General features: G+C 67.3%; 16 protein-coding genes, 1 tRNA gene and 1 pseudogene. 12 read left to right on the forward strand and 6 right to left on the reverse strand.

The window, feature by feature from the left end:
• Positions 1 to 18: 18 nt before the first annotated feature.
• From A5759_RS15740 to A5759_RS15750, 3 genes are read left to right on the forward strand one after another with little or no spacing between them, the layout of a single operon-like run.
• Complete coding sequence (locus A5759_RS15740; RefSeq protein WP_066841824.1) at positions 19 to 690, forward strand: HAD-IA family hydrolase; 672 nt, start codon at positions 19 to 21, stop codon at positions 688 to 690.
• Positions 683 to 1,177: a low molecular weight protein-tyrosine-phosphatase gene (locus A5759_RS15745; RefSeq protein ID WP_068199289.1), complete on the forward strand. Its 495-nt coding sequence runs from the start codon at positions 683 to 685 to the stop codon at positions 1,175 to 1,177. Before A5759_RS15740 ends, A5759_RS15745 begins: the two co-directional genes overlap by 8 nt.
• On the forward strand, positions 1,177 to 2,004 hold the full coding sequence (locus A5759_RS15750) for an SURF1 family protein (RefSeq protein WP_068199291.1): 828 nt from the start codon (positions 1,177 to 1,179) through the stop codon (positions 2,002 to 2,004). Before A5759_RS15745 ends, A5759_RS15750 begins: the two co-directional genes overlap by 1 nt.
• Here A5759_RS15750 and A5759_RS15755 read toward each other — a convergent pair.
• Positions 1,958 to 2,929: a cobalamin biosynthesis protein gene (locus A5759_RS15755; protein ID WP_068199294.1), complete on the reverse strand. Its 972-nt coding sequence runs from the start codon at positions 2,927 to 2,929 to the stop codon at positions 1,958 to 1,960. The genes A5759_RS15750 and A5759_RS15755 overlap by 47 nt on opposite strands.
• A gap of 36 nt (positions 2,930 to 2,965) precedes the next feature.
• On the opposite strand from A5759_RS15755, the gene A5759_RS15760 reads away from it, so the two are divergent.
• Both A5759_RS15760 and A5759_RS15765 read left to right on the forward strand, forming a co-directional pair.
• On the forward strand, positions 2,966 to 3,793 hold the full coding sequence (locus A5759_RS15760; protein WP_068199296.1) for an oxygenase MpaB family protein: 828 nt from the start codon (positions 2,966 to 2,968) through the stop codon (positions 3,791 to 3,793).
• Between the two features lie 24 nt (positions 3,794 to 3,817).
• The gene (locus A5759_RS15765) at positions 3,818 to 4,213 is read left to right on the forward strand and encodes a VOC family protein (protein ID WP_068199298.1); all 396 of its coding nucleotides are present in this window, start codon (positions 3,818 to 3,820) and stop codon (positions 4,211 to 4,213) included.
• Here A5759_RS15765 and putP read toward each other — a convergent pair.
• The 5 genes and pseudogenes from putP to A5759_RS15790 form a co-directional block, all read right to left on the reverse strand.
• Positions 4,210 to 5,705 (reverse strand): annotated as a pseudogene (putP, locus tag A5759_RS15770) (sodium/proline symporter PutP). The gene A5759_RS15765 and the pseudogene putP sit on opposite strands and share 4 nt — an antisense overlap.
• A 60-nt stretch (positions 5,706 to 5,765) precedes the next feature.
• Positions 5,766 to 5,837 (reverse strand) — tRNA-Val (locus tag A5759_RS15775).
• Between the two features lie 46 nt (positions 5,838 to 5,883).
• Positions 5,884 to 6,351 carry a peroxiredoxin gene (locus A5759_RS15780; protein ID WP_068199299.1) on the reverse strand — a complete coding sequence of 156 codons (468 nt, stop codon included), beginning with the start codon at positions 6,349 to 6,351 and terminating at the stop codon, positions 5,884 to 5,886.
• A 28-nt stretch (positions 6,352 to 6,379) separates the two neighbouring features.
• Positions 6,380 to 6,808 (reverse strand): DUF3052 domain-containing protein, encoded by a 429-nt coding sequence (locus tag A5759_RS15785; RefSeq protein ID WP_064347257.1) that lies wholly within the window; start codon positions 6,806 to 6,808, stop codon positions 6,380 to 6,382.
• Between the two features lie 135 nt (positions 6,809 to 6,943).
• Positions 6,944 to 7,444, reverse strand: a complete 501-nt coding sequence (locus A5759_RS15790; protein ID WP_066841822.1) for a hypothetical protein — start codon at positions 7,442 to 7,444, stop codon at positions 6,944 to 6,946.
• A 251-nt stretch (positions 7,445 to 7,695) separates the two neighbouring features.
• Here A5759_RS15790 and aceE point away from each other — a divergent pair, with 251 nt between their 5' ends.
• The 7 genes from aceE to A5759_RS15825 all read left to right on the forward strand — a co-directional run bounded on the left by aceE (position 7,696) and on the right by A5759_RS15825 (position 17,263).
• Positions 7,696 to 10,485, forward strand: a complete 2,790-nt coding sequence (gene aceE / locus A5759_RS15795; protein WP_068199301.1) for a pyruvate dehydrogenase (acetyl-transferring), homodimeric type — start codon at positions 7,696 to 7,698, stop codon at positions 10,483 to 10,485.
• Between the two features lie 80 nt (positions 10,486 to 10,565).
• Entirely contained in the window at positions 10,566 to 11,855 is a 1,290-nt protein-coding gene (locus A5759_RS15800) for a CdaR family transcriptional regulator (RefSeq protein WP_068199304.1), read from the forward strand.
• Between the two features lie 124 nt (positions 11,856 to 11,979).
• Positions 11,980 to 12,891 (forward strand): ACP S-malonyltransferase, encoded by a 912-nt coding sequence (locus A5759_RS15805; RefSeq protein WP_082962152.1) that lies wholly within the window; start codon positions 11,980 to 11,982, stop codon positions 12,889 to 12,891.
• Positions 12,892 to 12,967: 76 nt separating this feature from the next.
• Positions 12,968 to 13,270 carry a meromycolate extension acyl carrier protein AcpM gene (gene acpM / locus A5759_RS15810; protein WP_064394089.1) on the forward strand — a complete coding sequence of 101 codons (303 nt, stop codon included), beginning with the start codon at positions 12,968 to 12,970 and terminating at the stop codon, positions 13,268 to 13,270.
• Positions 13,267 to 14,517, forward strand: a complete 1,251-nt coding sequence (kasA, locus tag A5759_RS15815; protein ID WP_068199307.1) for a 3-oxoacyl-ACP synthase KasA — start codon at positions 13,267 to 13,269, stop codon at positions 14,515 to 14,517. Before acpM ends, kasA begins: the two co-directional genes overlap by 4 nt.
• Before the next feature lie 23 nt (positions 14,518 to 14,540).
• A complete protein-coding gene (gene kasB / locus A5759_RS15820) occupies positions 14,541 to 15,803 on the forward strand; it encodes a 3-oxoacyl-ACP synthase KasB (RefSeq protein WP_068199308.1) in 1,263 nt (420 codons plus the stop codon).
• Positions 15,804 to 15,838: 35 nt separating this feature from the next.
• Complete coding sequence (locus A5759_RS15825; RefSeq protein WP_066841749.1) at positions 15,839 to 17,263, forward strand: acyl-CoA carboxylase subunit beta; 1,425 nt, start codon at positions 15,839 to 15,841, stop codon at positions 17,261 to 17,263.
• The last annotated feature ends 98 nt before the right edge of the window (positions 17,264 to 17,361 follow it).

Raw genomic sequence — 17,361 nt, forward strand, 5'->3', positions numbered from 1 at the left:
AATGGACCCGTGACCGACATGCTGGCCTCCACGACTACGGCGACCCGCCCCCAACTGGTGATCTTCGACCTCGACGGCACCCTGACCGATTCGGCGCAGGGCATCGTCTCGAGTTTCCGTCATGCACTGGGGTCGGTCGGCGCCGTCGTGCCCGACGGAGACCTGGCCAGCATGATCATCGGCCCGCCGATGCACCACACGCTGCGAAGCCTCGGGCTCGGCGACCGCACCGCCGACGCCATCGAGGCATACCGCACCGATTACCGGACCCGAGGGTGGGCGATGAACCGGGTCTTCGACGGCATCCCCGCGCTGCTGGCCGATCTGCGCGCGGCCGGCGTGCGCCTGGCGGTGGCCACCTCGAAGGCCGAGCCGACCGCGCAGCGGATCCTCGCCCACTTCGGCCTGGCCGACTGCTTCGAGGTCATCGCGGGCGCAAGCGTCGACGGTTCGCGCGCACACAAGGTCGACGTCGTCGCCCACGCATTGGCCCAGCTGGGCGAGATCCCCGAGCCCACACTGATGGTCGGCGACCGGTCGCATGACGTCGAAGGTGCCGCCGCGCACGGTATCGAGACCGTGATCGTCGGATGGGGCTACGGCAAGGACGATTTCGACGGACCCGACGCCGTTGCCGCCGCCGCGCACGTCGCCTCGGTCGCAGACCTGCGTGAGGTGCTTGGTGTCTGAACCCCTGCACGTGACGTTCATCTGCTCGGGCAACATCTGCCGATCGCCGATGGCGGAGAAGATGTTCGCCCATCAGATCGACGAGCGCGGCCTGGGTGACGCGGTCCGCGTGACCAGCGCCGGCACCGGCGGTTGGCACGCCGGCGAGCCCGCGGACCGCAGGGCCAGCCACGTCCTGCGCGAACACGGCTATCCGACCGCGCACCGGGCCGCCCAGGTCAACGAGGACCACAAGTCCGCCGACCTGGTGATCGCACTCGGCCGCAACCACGTTCGGATGCTCAAGGATCTCGGTGTGCCCGCCGAACGGATCCGGATGCTGCGCTCGTTCGACCCGCGTTCGGGTGCTCATGCACTGGACGTCGAGGACCCCTACTACGGCGATCACTCCGACTTCGAAGACGTGTACACGGTCATCGAAGCGTCGCTGCCGGGTCTGCACGAGTGGGTCGACGACCAGCTTGCCGACCGGGGAATCGCCAGCTGATGCGCCGGTGGTCATTCCTGCTGCGGCCGTCATGGCTGGCGCTGTTTGTCGTCGTGGCCGCGTTCGCGTACCTGTGTTTCACAGTGCTGGCGCCGTGGCAGCTGGGCAAGAACACCAAGACCTCGCGGGAAAACGCGCAGATCGCGAACTCCTTGACCGCCGAGCCGGTCCCCGTGACCTCGCTTCTGCCGAACCAGGACTCGGCAGCCCCGGACGACCAGTGGCGGCGGGTCACCGCGACCGGACGCTATCTACCCGAGGCCCAGGTGCTCGCGAGGCTGCGGATCGTCGAGGGCGAGCCCGCATTCGAGGTGCTGGTTCCGTTCGCCGTGGACGGCGGGCCGACGGTACTCGTCGACCGTGGATACGTGCGGCCAGTACAGGCTTCGGGGGTGCCGGAGATCGAACCGGTGCCGGACGGCACGGTGACGATCGCGGCGCGGTTGCGCGACTCCGAGGGGCTGGTGCAAGGCAAGGAGCCGTTCCGGCAGGACGGCATCCAGCAGGTGTACTCGATCAACACCGCGCAGATCTCGGCGATCACGAGTGTCCCGCTGGCCGGTTCCTATCTGCAGCTGGAGGCCGATCAGCCGGGCGGCCTCGGCCCGATCCCCTTGCCGCACCTCGACGCCGGACCGTTCCTGTCCTACGGCATTCAGTGGATCGCGTTCGGCATCATCGCGCCGGTCGGGCTGGGCTACTTCATCTATGCCGAACTGCGCGAGCGCAGACGGGAGAAGGCTGCTCGGGAGGCCGCGCAGGCGAAGCCAGAGGCTCCGCTCACGCCCGAGGAGAAGCTCGCCGACCGGTACGGCCGACGGCGCTGAGCACGATCGCGACCAACCCCGCCGCCACCTGTACCGCCCGCGACAGTCGCACAGCCTTGCGCAGGTCGGCCACCTGTGGCGGCGGGCCGTCGCCGAGCGTCGGCCGAATCTCCAGTTGGTGCGCGTACTGAGTGGGGCCGCCGAGCCGCACCCCCAGCGCCCCGGCGAAGGCCGCCTCCGCCACACCGGCGTTCGGGCTGGGATGGCGGCGCGCGTCGCGCTTCCACGCGCGCAGGGCCGCGACGGAAGAGCCGCCGACCACGGGGGCACATGTGGCCACCAGCACCGCGGTCGCGCGGGCGGCGAGATAGTTCGCGGCATCGTCGAAACGCGCTGCCGCCCAACCGAACCGCCGGTACCGAGGCGACTGGTGGCCGATCATCGCGTCCAATGTGTTCGCACCGCGATACACCAGCACCGCGGGAACACCGCCGATCGCGGCCCACAGCAGCGGCGCCACATGGGCGTCGGAGGTGTTCTCAGCGACCGACTCCAGTGCCGCCCGCGCGAGTCCCGCCTCGTCGAGCACCGAGGGGTCGCGGCCACACAGTGCGGGCAGGAGGCGACGCGCCGCGTCGAGGTCTCCCCGCTCCAGGTGGCCCGCCATCTGGTTTCCGGCGCGGGCCAGGGAGGTACCGCCCAGCGCGACGAACACCGACGCGGCCGTGGTGACGGCGGCCTGAACAACGCCCCGCCGCGGCGCCCGCTCCGCCGCGATACCGAGCAGTGTCAGCGCGCCGAGCAGCGCGGCGGTGTGCAGCGCGCCCGCCGCGCGGGTGTCGGCGTAGGTGCGCCGCTCCAAAGCCGCTGCCGCACTTCCGAAGAGCGCCACGGGATGTCCGCGACGGGGATCGCCGAACACCCAGTCGGCGGCACAACCGGCCGCGATCCCCACTATGCGCGGGCGTGAGGTCGGCGCAAACACTCCGCGAGCGTCTCACAAGGTGATCTACTCGAACGCGTGAGGTTCGGGCGACCGCGTCGGCCGAGACGCGTCGTCGACTTGCTCAATCCGGCCGCAGCGCTGGCGCCGGCGGCCAACGTGATCATGCAGCTGGCCTCGCCCGGCGTCGGTTACGGCGTGCTGGAGAGCCCGGTCGACAGCGGCAACGTCTACAAGCACCCGTTCAAACGCGCGCGCACAACCGGGACCTACCTCGCGGTGGCGACGATGGGCACCGAGAGCGACCGCCGGCTGATCCGCGAGGAGGTCGACCGCGTGCACGCGATGGTGCGGTCCACCCCGTCAAGCCCGGTGTCGTACAAGGCGTTTGACCCCCGGCTGCAGCTATGGGTGGCCGCCTGCCTGTACCGCTACTACATCGACCAGCACGAGTTCCTGTACGGACCACTCGACGACGAGGCGGCCGACGCGATCTATCTCGACGCCAGAAAGCTCGGCACCACGCTGCAGGTCCGTGAGGACATGTGGCCGCCGGATCGCGCCGCCTTCGACGAGTACTGGAAACGCTCACTGGACGAACTGCGCATCGACGAACCCGTGCGCGAACACCTGCACGGGGTGGCCGCGATGGCGTTCCTGCCCGCTCCGCTGCGGCTGCTCGCCGGCCGGTTCAACCTGTTCGCCACGACGGGGTTCCTGCCGCATGAGTTTCGTGAGCACATGCGGCTGCCGTGGTCGGGGCGCCAGCAGCGCAGGTTCGAGGCGCTGCTGACCGCGCTGCGTGTCGCCGACCGCATCATCCCTCGCGACGTCTGGATTCTCGGCTACCGGCTGTACCTGTGGGATATGCGCGCGCGGGAACGGCGCGGCAGACGAGTCGTGTGAGTCGACCGAGATCAAGGAATCAACATGCCGTTTCCCTCGCTGAACCACATCGCCCTGACCGTGCGCGACCTCGAGGTCAGCGCGCCCTGGTACCAGGAGCTCATCGGCGCCGAACCGGTCCTCGACGAACACACCGACACCGGCTTCCGGCACGTCGTCTGGCGATTCGACAACGGCACCCTGTTCGGTATCCACGAGCACGACCGGTCGGTGCCCGACGAGCAGTTCACCGAATTTCACTCCGGACTCGACCATGTCGGCTTCGGGTGTGCGAGCAGGAGCGAACTCGGGGGCTGGGCTGATCGCCTCGACGAACTCGGTATCGAGCACGGCGAGATCGTCGATGCGCCGTACGGTTCCGGACTCAGCTTCCGCGACCCCGACGGCATCGCCTTGGAGTTCTTCGCACCGCCGGGTTAACCGGCCGCCATTTCGGAGAATTCGCGCTGGATCTCGTCGTCCTCGCGGGCGGTCATCAGCGATACGGCGACCGCGACGGCGAAACACGCGACGAAGCCGGGAACGATCTCGTACATCGCGCTCGACAGCGCCTCGGTCTGACCCCAGACGCCGACCACCACGGCACCGGCGATCATGCCGGCGATCGCCCCGGGCGAGGTGAGCTTGCGCCAGAACAACGACAGGATGATCAGGGGACCGAACGCGGCGCCGAAACCTGCCCACGCGAATCCGACGAGGTCGAGGATCGTCCCATCCGGGTTGAGCGCCAATAGGACCGCCACCACGGCGACGGTCAACACCCCGAGCCGACCATAAAGGACCAACCTCGTCGGACTCGCCTCCTTGCCGAACGCACGATAGATATCTTCGACCAGCGCCGACGAGCACACGATGAGCTGAGAGGAGATCGTCGACATGATGGCCGCCAGCACCGCGGCGAGCACGATCCCGGCGACGAAGGGGTGGAACATCACCTGCGCGAGGCGGAGAAACACGGTCTCCGGATTGTCCAACGTCACGCCTTCTTTGAAGAAGTACGCCAGGCCGGCGAAGCCGGTGGTGATCGCGCCAGCGGAGGTGAGGATCATCCAGCTGATGCCGATACGACGACCGGCCTTCGCGTCGGCCGACGAGCGCATCGCCATGAACCGGACGATGATGTGCGGTTGTCCGAAGTAGCCGAGCCCCCAGGCCGCCGCCGACACGATGGCGAGGAAACTTCCGCCGAAGAACAGTGACGTGCGGTGGATTTCGTCGCCGGGATTACCGACGTTGTGAACGGCGTCGGCGGCCTGAACCAGATCGACCACCTCGCCGGGCCCGCCGGTGGCAAGTATTGCGGCTACGGGGACCGTACGAGCGCCGCGAGCATCAGCAGCCCCTGCGCGACGTCGGTGAGCGAGGCGCCCAGGAAACCGCCGAATAGCGTGTAGCACAGGGTGACTCCGGCGACCAGCAGCATGCCCGTCAGATACGACGAGCCGAACGACGACTCGAAGAACACGCCGCCCGCGACCATGCCGGACGACACGTAGAACGTGAAGAAGACCAGGATGATCGTGCCTGCCGAGATTCGCAGGACATGCGACTTGTCACGCAGCCGGTTCTCGAAGAAGCTCGGCACGGTGATCGAGTTGTTGGCGATCTCGGTGTACGCCCGGAGCCGCGGGGCGACGAATTTCCAATTGAGCCAGGCGCCGATCACCAGCCCGATAACAATCCACGACTCGAGCAGACCGGACGCGTAGATCGCGCCGGGGACCCCGAGAAGCAGCCATCCGGACATGTCGGACGCGCCCGCCGACAGGGCGGCGACGGTCGGGGTGAGCCTGCGTCCACCGAGCATGTAGTCGTCGAGATCGCTGGTCTGGCGGAAGGCGTAGAAGCCGATCGCGAGCATCACGGCGAAGTACAGGCCGATCGCCAACATTTGGAACGCGGTGTCGGATATGGGTCGTCTCGTTCCGTCGGAGGGCCTCGAACTAACCCGCAGATCGTATGAGAAATTCGGTGGGCGCGGACGGTATCGAACCGCCGACCGCTGGTGTGTAAAACCAGAGCTCTACCACTGAGCTACGCGCCCTCGTCTGGGCAAATTACACGTTGACGAGGTCACACACGAAATCACCTCAACCGGAGCGCAACGCCGCCAGCGCGTCCGTCCACAGCCCCTGATCGCGGGCCTCCCCCGGCTCCTTCATCTCGGCGAAGCGGACGATCCCGCCGCGGTCGACGACGAACGTTCCGCGGTTGGCGATACCCGCGTCCTGGTTGAACACCCCGTAGGCCATCGCGACCTCTCCGTGGGGCCAGAAATCCGACAACACGGGGAACGTGAAGCCGCTCTGGGTGGCCCAGATCTTGTGCGTGGGCGGTGGGCCCACCGAGATCGCCAGCGTCGCGGTGTCGTCGTTCTCGTACTCGGGCAACCGGTCGCGGATCTCGTCGAGTTCACCCTGGCAGATGCCGGTGAACGCCAGCGGGAAGAACACCAGCAGGACGTTCTTGGCGCCCCGGAAATCGCTCAGCGTGACGGGCTGACCGTTCTGGTCCTTGAGGGTGAAGTCAGGCGCCTCCGCGCCGACTTCGATCGTCATCGCAGCCCTCTGGTCTTCGCGCAAGCGCTCATCCGCGCCTCCCCGCTGCCTTCGACTTCGGCTGCACCAACCGAGTGGCGATCCAGTCGCCGAGGTTGGCCGATGACGTCTGCATCAGACCGGCTGTGGGTGCCGACTCGGCGACCTCTGCCGGTTGGACGTGACCGGGTTTGCCCGTCTTCGGGGTCACCACCCAGATGACGCCGTCGTCGGCCAAGGGGGTGATGGCGTCCATCAGCGCATCCACGAGGTCCCCGTCGTCGTCGCGCCACCAGAGCAGCACCACGTCGATGACCTCGTCGGCATCCTCGTCGAGCAGCTCGCCGCCGCACGCTTCCTCGATGTCGGCTCGGATGTCGTCGTCGACGTCCTCGTCCCAGCCCAGTTCCTGTACAACCTGATCTTTTTGGATGCCCAGTCTGTGGGCGTAGTTCGGGGCGTCATCCGCCGCGACCACGGTCGGTCCTCCTTCAGCCGGCTCGGGCGCACGTTGCGCTCGGCATCTATTAGGCGATTGTCCTGCGCCCTATCGTCGCACGAAGCACTGCACCCGCACGCGACTGGCAGCAAGGTTTGCCAAATATCCGCCCGGTCAATACGCGGCGTCGCAGAGGTTGAGCGCGGTGGTCTTGGTGTCGTTGAGCGCGGTGATCGCGGCGTTGAACTCGTCGGGCCCGTAGTTACCTGCGATCGCGGTGGCCACGTCCCTGGCGGCGTCCACCCAGCCGTTGAGCGCATCGGTCAGCTCAGGACCCAGCGGATCGGCGATGGAGCGCGCCACCATGTCGGCGCTGTGGTTCAGGGCGTCGATCGCAGGCCCGGCCTTGGCGGGCACATCCCCCGCGCTCCGGTTGAACGCATCGACGTAGGCGTTGACCGCGGTGATCGCCTCGACGCTGGTGGAGCTCAGCGTCTCGCACGAGGAGTGGATCGCCTCCTTGGTGATCGAAGCCTGACGTTCGGACTCCCTGGCGCTGGAACTGGCCGCCGACTCCGCCAGCGAGGCCGACACCGACGCGCGGTACACCGGCGCCTCGGCTGCGTCCACCTGTGCGGAGCCCTCGGTGACGCTGCTGCAGCCGACGACGACCATGGCGGCCGCAGCCGAGATGCCGACCACGAGTGCGCCGATCCGCAGCGGTTTTTGCACCAGCGCACCGATCACCACGGCTGCAGACGTTACCGGGTCGCTCCGGCGACCGCCGGTTCACCGCAGTCGGCAACCCCCACCGGTGCGTGTGGGGCAGGATGGGAGAAGGATGGAACCCGTCGCTCACGGTTCGAGCGCAGAAAACATCTGCGCGAGGAGCGGGGGCACCCGAACCGCCTACCAAGGAGCGGAAGTTGACCACCGAGTTCGCGCGCCAGGACCTGGCCCAAAACTCCACCAACGCAGCCGAACACGACCGGGTCAGGGTGATCCGCGAAGGCGTCGCGTCGTATCTGCCCGACATCGATCCCGAAGAGACCGGCGAATGGCTGGAATCGTTTGATCAGCTGCTCGAACAGTCCGGCCCCGCGCGGGCACGCTACATGATGTTGCGTCTGCTCGAACGCGCCGGCGAACAGCGCGTGGCCATCCCGTCGCTGACGTCGACCGATTACGTCAACACCATCCCCACCGAGCTGGAGCCGTGGTTTCCCGGCGACGAGGACGTCGAACGCCGCTACCGCACCTGGATCCGGTGGAACGCCGCGATCATGGTGCACCGCGCACAACGGCCGGGAGTCGGTGTCGGCGGCCATATTTCGACATACGCATCGTCGGCCGCGCTCTACGAGGTCGGCTTCAACCACTTCTTCCGCGGCAAGCAGCATCCCGGCGGCGGCGACCACGTGTTCATCCAAGGTCACGCCTCACCGGGCATTTACGCCCGCGCGTACCTGGAAGGACGCCTGTCGGCCGACCAACTCGACGGCTTCCGCCAGGAGCACAGCCACCCCGGCGGCGGGCTGCCGTCGTACCCGCATCCGCGGCTGATGCCCGACTTCTGGGAGTTCCCAACGGTCTCCATGGGGCTGGGCCCGATGAACGCCATCTACCAGGCCCGGTTCAACCACTACCTGCACGACCGGGAGATCAGGGACACCTCCGATCAGCACGTGTGGGCGTTCCTCGGCGACGGGGAGATGGACGAACCCGAGAGCCGGGGCCTGGCGCACGTCGCCGCGCTGGAAGGGCTGGACAACCTCACCTTCGTGGTCAACTGCAACCTGCAGCGCCTCGACGGGCCGGTACGCGGAAACGGCAAGATCATTCAGGAGCTCGAATCGTTCTTCCGCGGGGCCGGCTGGAACGTCATCAAGGTGGTGTGGGGCCGCGAATGGGATGCGCTGCTGCATGCCGACCGCGACGGCGCGCTGGTCAACCTGATGAACAGCACACCCGACGGTGACTACCAGACCTATAAGGCCAACGACGGCGCCTACGTGCGCGACCACTTCTTCGGCCGCGATCCCCGCACCAAGGCGCTCGTCGAGAAGATGTCGGACTCCGAGATCTGGAACCTCAAACGCGGCGGCCACGACTACCGCAAGGTCTACGCCGCCTACCGCGCCGCCATGGAGCACAAGGGCCAACCGACGATCATCCTGGCCAAGACCATCAAGGGTTACTCGTTGGGCGCGCACTTCCAGGGCCGCAACGCCACCCATCAGATGAAAAAGCTTGCGCTCGAAGACCTCAAGTACTTCCGCGATGCCCAGCGCATCCCGATCAGCGACCAGCAACTCGAGGAGAACCCGTACCTTCCGCCGTACTACCACCCCGGCCCGGAAGCACCCGAGATCCGCTACATGCTCGACCGCAGGCGCGCGCTCGGCGGGTTCCTGCCCGAGCGTCGCACCAAGACCAAGTCGCTGACGCTGCCGGGTCGGGACACCTATAAGGCGCTCAAGAAGGGGTCCGGCAAGCAGGAGGTGGCCACGACGATGGCCACGGTCCGGACGTTCAAGGAACTGTTGCGCGACAAGGAGATCGGTTGGCGCATCGTGCCGATCATCCCTGACGAGGCGCGCACGTTCGGGATGGACTCGTGGTTCCCCAACCTCAAGATCTACAACCGCAACGGTCAGCTGTACACCTCGGTCGACGCCGAATTGATGTTGGCCTACAAGGAATCCGAGGCCGGCCAGATCCTGCACGAGGGCATCAACGAGGCCGGGTCCTCTGCCAGTTTCATCGCGGCAGGCACGTGCTACTCGACGCACAACGAGCCGATGATCCCGATCTACATCTTCTATTCGATGTTCGGATTTCAGCGCACCGGCGACAACCTGTGGGCGGCCGCCGACCAGATGACGCGAGGCTTCCTTCTCGGCGCCACGGCGGGGCGCACCACGCTGGTGGGTGAGGGCCTTCAGCACGCCGACGGGCATTCGCTGCTGCTGGCCGCGTCCAACCCCGCGGTCGTCGCCTACGATCCGGCGTTCGCCTACGAGATCGCCTACATCGTCGAGAGCGGCCTGAGCAGGATGTACGGCGAGGACCCCGAGAACGTCTACTTCTATATGACGATCTACAACGAGCCCTACGTCCAGCCGCCGGAGCCGGAGGGCCTCGACGTCGAGGGCCTGCTGCGCGGCATCTACCGCTACCAGCCCGCACCCGAGAAGCGGTCCAATACGGCGCAGATCCTGGTGTCGGGCGTGGCCATGCCGTCGGCTCTCAAGGCCGCCGAGCTGCTCGCCGACGAGTGGGATGTCGCCGCCGACGTGTGGTCGGTGACCAGCTGGGGTGAGCTCAACCGAGACGGCGTCGAGATCGAGAAACGACGGCTGCGCCATCCGGACCAGCCGGCGGGCACCCCGTACATCACCAAGGTGCTCGCCGACACCGAAGGCCCGGTCATCGCGGTATCGGACTGGATGCGTGGCGTTCCCGAGCAGATCCGGGCGTGGGTCCCGGGCACCTACATCACGCTGGGCACCGACGGGTTCGGCTTCTCCGACACCCGCCCCGCCGCCCGTCGGTACTACAACACCGATGGCGAGTCGATCGCGGTCGCCGTGCTCGAAGGACTGGCCCGCGACGGCAACATCGACAAGTCCGCCGCGGTCGAGGCGGCCAAGAAGTACGAGATCGACGACGTGCTGGCCGCCCCCGAGCAGACCTCGGACCCCGGAGTGGCGTAGCCACGACGTTGGACGGAAGAGTGGCGTAGCCGGGCCCCCGCTTGGAGGTTTCCTCCATAGCGGTGGCGTAGCCTTTAGAGATGCCTGACAACCGGTTCGTGCCACCGAAGTCGACGGTCGAGGTCCTCGAGACCGTGCCCGACTCGGTGCTGCGCCGGTTGCAGCAGTACTCGGGCCGGGTGGCCACCGACGCGGTGCGCGCATTGGAGGAACGGTTGCCGTTCTTCGCCGAACTCGAGGCGTCGCAGCGGGCCAGCGTCCAGCTGGTCGTACAGACGGCGGTGGTCAACTTCGTCGAGTGGATGCGCGACCCGCAGAGCAACGTCAGCTACACGGCACAGGCCTTCGAAGTGGTGCCACAGGACCTGCGGCGGCGCATCGCGCTGCGCCAGTCCGTGGAGATGGTGCGCGTCACCATGGAGTTCTTCGAAGAGGTGGTGCCGCTGCTGGCCCGCTCCGAGGAGCAGCTGACCGCGCTGACCGCGGGCATCCTGCGCTACAGCCGCGACCTCGCGTTCGCCGCGGCCAGCGCGTACGCCGATCAGGCCGAGGCGCGCGGCGCATGGGACACCCGGATGGAGGCCAACGTCGTCGACGCGGTGGTACGCGGCGACGTCGGCCCCGAGCTGCAGTCCCAAGCGGCCACTCTGAACTGGGACGCCACCGCACCCGCCACCGTCATCGTCGGGCTGCCTCAGCCCGACCGCATCGATCTGGCCAGCGACGACGTCCACGACGTCGTGCGGCGCAACGGCCGCGCCGCGCTGTCGGACGTGCATGGCACATGGCTGGTCGCGATCGTGTCGGGTGTGCTCTCCCCGACCGACAAGTTCCTGGCCGACATGATGACGGTGTTCGCCGAGGGTCCGGTCGTGGTCGGACCCACCGCCACCACGCTGGCGAGCGCGCACCGCAGCGCGACCGAGGCCATCGCGGGCATGAACGCCGTCGTGGGCTGGTCGGGCGCGCCGCGGCCGGTGTCGGCGCGCGAACTGCTCCCGGAACGCGCACTGCTGGGCGATGTGTCAGCGATCGCGGCGTTGGAAACCGAGGTGATGAGGCCGCTAGCCGACGCGGGTCCGGCGTTAACGGAGACCCTCGATGCCTATCTCGACTCCGGTGGGGCCATCGAGGCCTGCGCACGCAAATTGTTCGTTCATCCAAATACCGTCCGGTACCGGCTGAGACGAATCGCCGACTTCACCGGGCGCGATCCCACGCTTCCGCGCGACGCCTACGTGCTGCGGGTGGCCATCACCGTCGGCCGATTGGGCCGCCAGCCATACCAGACGAGCACAGCAAACATGATCAATCCGGCGCGTTCAGCGCTGCGACCAGCACCGCTCAACCCTCAGCTGGACAAGGCGTAGATCGCGGCCAGATTTCGGTAGCGTCGCATCACAGGCGATTTTGTGGGGTCTCCACAAAAACATAAGACCAGGTTCATAATCTCTTACACCGCGCAAACCTGTCTTCACAGTGTTCTCTTAAGGAGTGCTTGCACTTCTCGCGCCCGGACAGGGCTCCCAGACACCCGGCATGCTCGCCGCATGGCTGGAGCTGCCCGGTGCCGCCGAGCGGCTCGCCGGATGGTCCGAGATCAGCGGGCTGGACTTGGTCCGGTTGGGCACCACCGCCTCCGCAGAGGAGATCACCGACACCGCGGTGACCCAGCCGCTCGTCGTCGCTGCCACGCTGCTGGCCTTCGAGGAACTGAGCCGGCGCGGTGTCATCGCCGACAAGAAGACCGTCGTGGCAGGCCACTCGGTCGGTGAGATCGCCGCCTACGCGATCGCCGGCGTCATTTCCGCCGACGACGCCGTCAAGCTGGCCGCCACCCGTGGTGCCGAGATGGCGAAGGCGTGCGCGGTCGAGCCCACGGGCATGGCCGCCGTCCTCGGCGGTGAGGAAGCCGACGTGCTGGCCCGCCTCGAAGCGCTCGATCTTGTCCCGGCCAACCGCAACGCAGCCGGACAGATCGTCGCCGCCGGTGCGATCGCCGCACTGGACAAGCTGGTCGAGGACCCGCCGGAGAAGGCGCGGGTACGCAAGCTGGCGACGGCCGGCGCGTTCCACACCCACTACATGGCCTCGGCCCTCGACGGTTATGCCGCCGCGGCCGAAGGTGTAACGAGCGCCGAACCGAACACGACGCTACTGTCGAACGCGGATGGCCAGCCGGTGGATTCGGCTGCCGACGCCATGAGCAAGCTGGTGGCGCAGATGACGCGCCCGGTCCGCTGGGACCTGTGCACCGAGACGATGCGCCGGCTCGCTGTGACCGCGATCGTCGAGTTCCCGCCGGCCGGGGCGCTCGCTGGTATCGCGAAAAGAGAACTTCGGGGGGTGCCGACGCACGCCGTCAAGTCCCCCGCTGACCTGGACGGGCTCGCCGAACTCTCATAGGCAGGCCTGCGCCAGACACAACCACATAACGATCGTCATTCCCATCAAGTAACACCACTAAATAGAAGGAGCCACCGTGCCCGCCAGTCAGGACGAAATCATCACCGGTCTCGCCGAGATCATCGAAGAGGTCACCGGCATCGAGCCTTCCGAGGTCACCCCTGAGAAGAGCTTCGTCGACGACCTGGACATCGACTCGCTGTCGATGGTCGAGATCGCCGTGCAGACCGAGGACAAGTACGGCGTGAAGATCCCCGACGAGGATCTCGCCGGTCTTCGCACCGTCGGCGACGTCGTCACCTACATCCAGAAGCTCGAGGAAGAGAACCCCGAAGCGGCCGCGGCCATCCGCGCGCAGATCGAAGCCGATCGGGCATGAGTAGACCTTCCACTGCTAACGGCGGTTTCCCCAACGTCGTCGTGACCGCCGTCACGGCGACCACGTCGGTCGCGGCGGACATCGAGAGCACGTGGAAGGGGCTGCTGGCCGGAGAAAGCGGCATCCGCGTCCTCGAGGATGAGTTCGTCACCAAATGGGACCTGCCGGTCCGCATCGGTGGTCACCTCGTCGACGCGATCGACGACCACATGACGCGACTGGACATGCGACGGATGTCGTATGTCCAGCGCATGGCCAAGTTCCTCTCTGGCCAGCTCTGGGAGACCGCGGGTACGCCCGAGGTCGATCCGGATCGCTTCGCCGTGGTCGTCGGCACCGGTCTGGGTGGCGGCGAGAAGATCGTCGAGACCTACGACGCGATGAACGAAGGCGGCCCCCGCAAGGTGTCGCCGCTCGCGGTGCAGATGATCATGCCGAACGGTGCGGCCGCGGTGATCGGTCTGCAGCTGGGCGCGAGGGCCGGGGTCATCACCCCGGTCTCGGCGTGCTCATCAGGTTCGGAGGCCATCGCCCACGGCTGGCGTCAGATTGTCATGGGTGACGCCGACATCGCCGTCGTCGGCGGCGTCGAGGGCGGAATCGAAGCGCTGCCGATCGCGGCGTTCTCGATGATGCGCGCGATGTCGACCAAGAATGAGGATCCCGAGGGCGCCTCGCGGCCGTTCGACAAGAACCGCGACGGGTTCGTCTTCGGCGAGGCCGGTGCGCTCATGGTCATCGAGACCGAGGAGCACGCCAAGGCTCGTGGCGCCAAGCCGCTGGCCCGCCTGATGGGTGCGGGCATAACGTCCGATGCCTTCCACATGGTGGCGCCCGCGTCCGACGGTCTTCGCGCCGGTCAGGCGATGAAGCGTGCGATGGAGACCGCGGGCCTGGATCCCAAGGACATCCACCACGTCAACGCCCACGCCACGGCCACGTCCATCGGTGACGTCGCCGAGGCCAATGCGATCCGGTCGGCCGGGGTGGAGCATGCCGCGATCTACGCGCCGAAGTCGGCGCTCGGCCACTCCATCGGAGCGGTCGGCGCGCTGGAGTCGGCTCTGACCGTGCTCTCGCTGCGTGACGGCGTCATCCCGCCGACACTCAACTACGAGACGCCCGATCCTGAGATCGATCTCGATGTGGTTGCGGGCGAGCCTCGTTATGGCGACTACCAGTACGCCATCAACAACTCGTTCGGCTTCGGTGGGCACAATGTCGCCCTGGCCTTCGGACGCTACTGAGCGGAAGGAATCTTCGGGCAGGAATGGCAGGGTCAGCCGCACTTTCCACGGGGGAAGGTTTCCCCAACGTCGTCGTCACGGGTATCGCCATGACGACGGCCCTGGCCACCAGCGCGGACGACACCTGGAAGAAGCTGCTGGACGGCCAGAGCGGAATTCGCAGGCTCGAGGACCCGTTCGTTGAGGAGTATGACCTGCCGGTTCGCATCGGCGGGCATCTCCTCGAGGACTTCGACCACGAGTTGACCCGGGTGGAACTGCGCCGGCTGTCGTATCTGCAGAAGATGTCGACGGTTCTGAGCCGGCGGGTCTGGGAGGACGCGGGCACCCCCGAGGTCGACCCCAAACGGCTGATGGTGTCGATCGGCACCGGCATGGGCTCCACCGAGGAGTTGGTGTTCAGCTACGACAACATGCGCGCCAAGGGCCTCAAGGCGGTTTCACCGCTGGCCGTGCAGATGTACATGCCCAATGCCGCTGCCGCCGCAGTGGGGTTGGAGCGAAAGGCCCGCGCCGGGGTGGTCACTCCGGTGTCGGCCTGCGCATCGGGTTCCGAAGGCATTGCGCACGCCTGGCGCAACATCGTGCTCGGCGATGCGGACGTCGCGATCTGCGGCGGGGTGGAGACCAAGATCGAGGCAGTGCCGATCGCCGGCTTCGCCCAAATGCGGATCGTCTTGTCCACCACCAACGATGACCCTGCCGGCGCATGCCGCCCGTTCGACAAGGACCGTAACGGGTTCGTGTTCGGCGAAGGGGGTGCGCTGATGGTCATCGAGACCGAAGAGCACGCCAAGGCCCGCGGCGCCAACATCCTGGCTCGGCTCATGGGAGCCAGCATCACCTCGGACGGCTACCACATCGTGGCGCCGGACCCGAACGGCGAACAGGCCGGTCACGCGATGACGCGCGCCATCCAGCTCGCCGGGCTGCAGCCCACGGACATCGACCACGTCAACGCGCATGCCACCGGCACCAGCGTCGGCGATGTGGCCGAGGGCAAGGCGATCAACAACGCGATGGGCGGCCACAAGCCTGCGGTGTACGCACCCAAGGCGGCCCTCGGCCACTCGGTCGGCGCGGTCGGCGCCGTCGAGTCCATCCTGACCGTCATGGCGTTGCGCGAAGGCATCATTCCGCCGACGCTGAACCTGCGAAACCTCGACCCGGAGATCGATCTGGACGTGGTCGCCGGTGAACCGCGGTCAGGCAATTACCAGTACGCGATCAACAACTCGTTCGGATTCGGTGGGCACAACGTCGCGCTCGCTTTCGGGAAGTACTGACACTCCCCGGAATCCAGCGCAACAGGAGGTATTGAATGACGACCATGGCGCCCGAGACAGTCGGCGAATCGCTCGACCCTCGTGACCCGCTGCTGCGTCTGAGCACCTTCTTCGACGACGGCAGTGTCGAACTGCTCCACGAGCGCGACCGTTCGGGCGTTCTCGCCGCCGCCGGAACCGTCAACGGGCTGCGCACCATCGCGTTCTGCACCGACGGCACCGTCATGGGCGGGGCCATGGGCGTCGAGGGCTGTGCCCATATCGTCGACGCCTACGACCAGGCCATCGAGGAGCAGAGCCCGATCGTGGGCATCTGGCACTCCGGCGGTGCCCGCCTCGCCGAGGGCGTCAAGGCGCTGCACGCGGTCGGCCTGGTGTTCGAGGCGATGATCCGGGCGTCCGGCTACGTCCCGCAGATCTCGGTCGTCGTCGGCTTCGCCGCCGGCGGTGCGGCCTACGGACCCGCCCTCACCGACGTGATCGTGATGGCGCCGGAGAGCCGGGTGTTCGTCACCGGACCCGACGTGGTGCGCAGCGTCACCGGCGAGGACGTCGACATGGCGAGCCTCGGCGGCCCGGACACCCACCACAAGAAGTCCGGCGTGTGCCACATCGTCGCCGACGACGAGCTCGACGCCTACGAGCGCGGCCGCCGGCTGGTCGGATTGTTCTGCCAGCAGGGCCATTTCGACCGGGCCAAGGCCGAAGCGGGCGACACCGACCTGCACGCGCTGCTGCCGGAGTCGGCGCGACGCGCCTACGACGTGCACCCGCTCGTCGAGGCGTTGTTGGACGAGGGCGTGCCGTTCGAGGAGTTCCAGGCCAAGTGGGCCCCGTCGATCGTCATCGGTCTCGGTCGGTTGTCCGGCCGCTCCGTCGGCGTCATCGCCAACAACCCGCTGCGTCTCGGCGGCTGCCTGAACTCCGAAAGTGCCGAGAAGGCGGCGCGATTCGTGCGCCTGTGCGACGCGTTCGGGATTCCGATCATCAACGTCGTCGACGTTCCCGGTTACCTGCCCGGCGTGGATCAGGAGTGGGGCGGCGTCGTGCGGCGCGGAGCCAAGCTGCTGCACGCGTTCGGCGAGTGCTCGGTCCCGCGGGTCACGCTGGTGACGCGCAAGATCTACGGCGGCGCCTACATCGCGATGAATTCGCGCTCGCTGGGTGCGACGAAGGTCTACGCCTGGCCGGATGCCGAGGTCGCCGTCATGGGCGCCAAGGCCGCGGTCGGCATCCTGCACAAGAAGAAGTTGGCCGCCGTGGAAGATCTCGCCGAGCGTGAGGCCCTGCACGAGCAGTTGGCCGTCGAGCACGAGAAGATCGCGGGCGGAGTCGATTCCGCGATCGACATCGGCGTCGTGGACGAGAAGATCGACCCGGCGCACACCCGCAGCAAGCTGACCCAGGCGCTGGCCGAGGCGCCGGCACGCCGCGGCCGGCACAAGAACATCCCGCTGTAACCTCCAGCGGCCGCAACCCTCAGCGTCGAAACCGACGTTTGGGCGGGAATGCGCGCGCGGAATCGACCATTTCGTCGGCCTCGGCGAAAGAGGCGCGG

This window comes from Mycobacterium sp. 852014-52144_SCH5372336, assembly GCF_001665615.1.
Lineage (GTDB): Bacteria > Actinomycetota > Actinomycetes > Mycobacteriales > Mycobacteriaceae > Mycobacterium > Mycobacterium neumannii_A.

Coding starts and splice junctions, on each gene's coding strand:
- kasA (WP_068199307.1), top strand. CDS start 13,267: ATGAGTAGACCTTCCACTGCTAACGGCGGTTTCCCCAACGTCGTCGTG.
- A5759_RS15790 (WP_066841822.1), bottom strand. CDS start 7,444: ATGGTCGTCGTCGGCTGCAGCAGCGTCACCGAGGGCTCCGCACAGGTG.
- A5759_RS15740 (WP_066841824.1), top strand. CDS start 19: ATGCTGGCCTCCACGACTACGGCGACCCGCCCCCAACTGGTGATCTTC.
- A5759_RS15750 (WP_068199291.1), top strand. CDS start 1,177: ATGCGCCGGTGGTCATTCCTGCTGCGGCCGTCATGGCTGGCGCTGTTT.
- A5759_RS15780 (WP_068199299.1), bottom strand. CDS start 6,351: ATGACGATCGAAGTCGGCGCGGAGGCGCCTGACTTCACCCTCAAGGAC.
- kasB (WP_068199308.1), top strand. CDS start 14,541: ATGGCAGGGTCAGCCGCACTTTCCACGGGGGAAGGTTTCCCCAACGTC.
- A5759_RS15800 (WP_068199304.1), top strand. CDS start 10,566: ATGCCTGACAACCGGTTCGTGCCACCGAAGTCGACGGTCGAGGTCCTC.
- A5759_RS15765 (WP_068199298.1), top strand. CDS start 3,818: ATGCCGTTTCCCTCGCTGAACCACATCGCCCTGACCGTGCGCGACCTC.
- A5759_RS15825 (WP_066841749.1), top strand. CDS start 15,839: ATGACGACCATGGCGCCCGAGACAGTCGGCGAATCGCTCGACCCTCGT.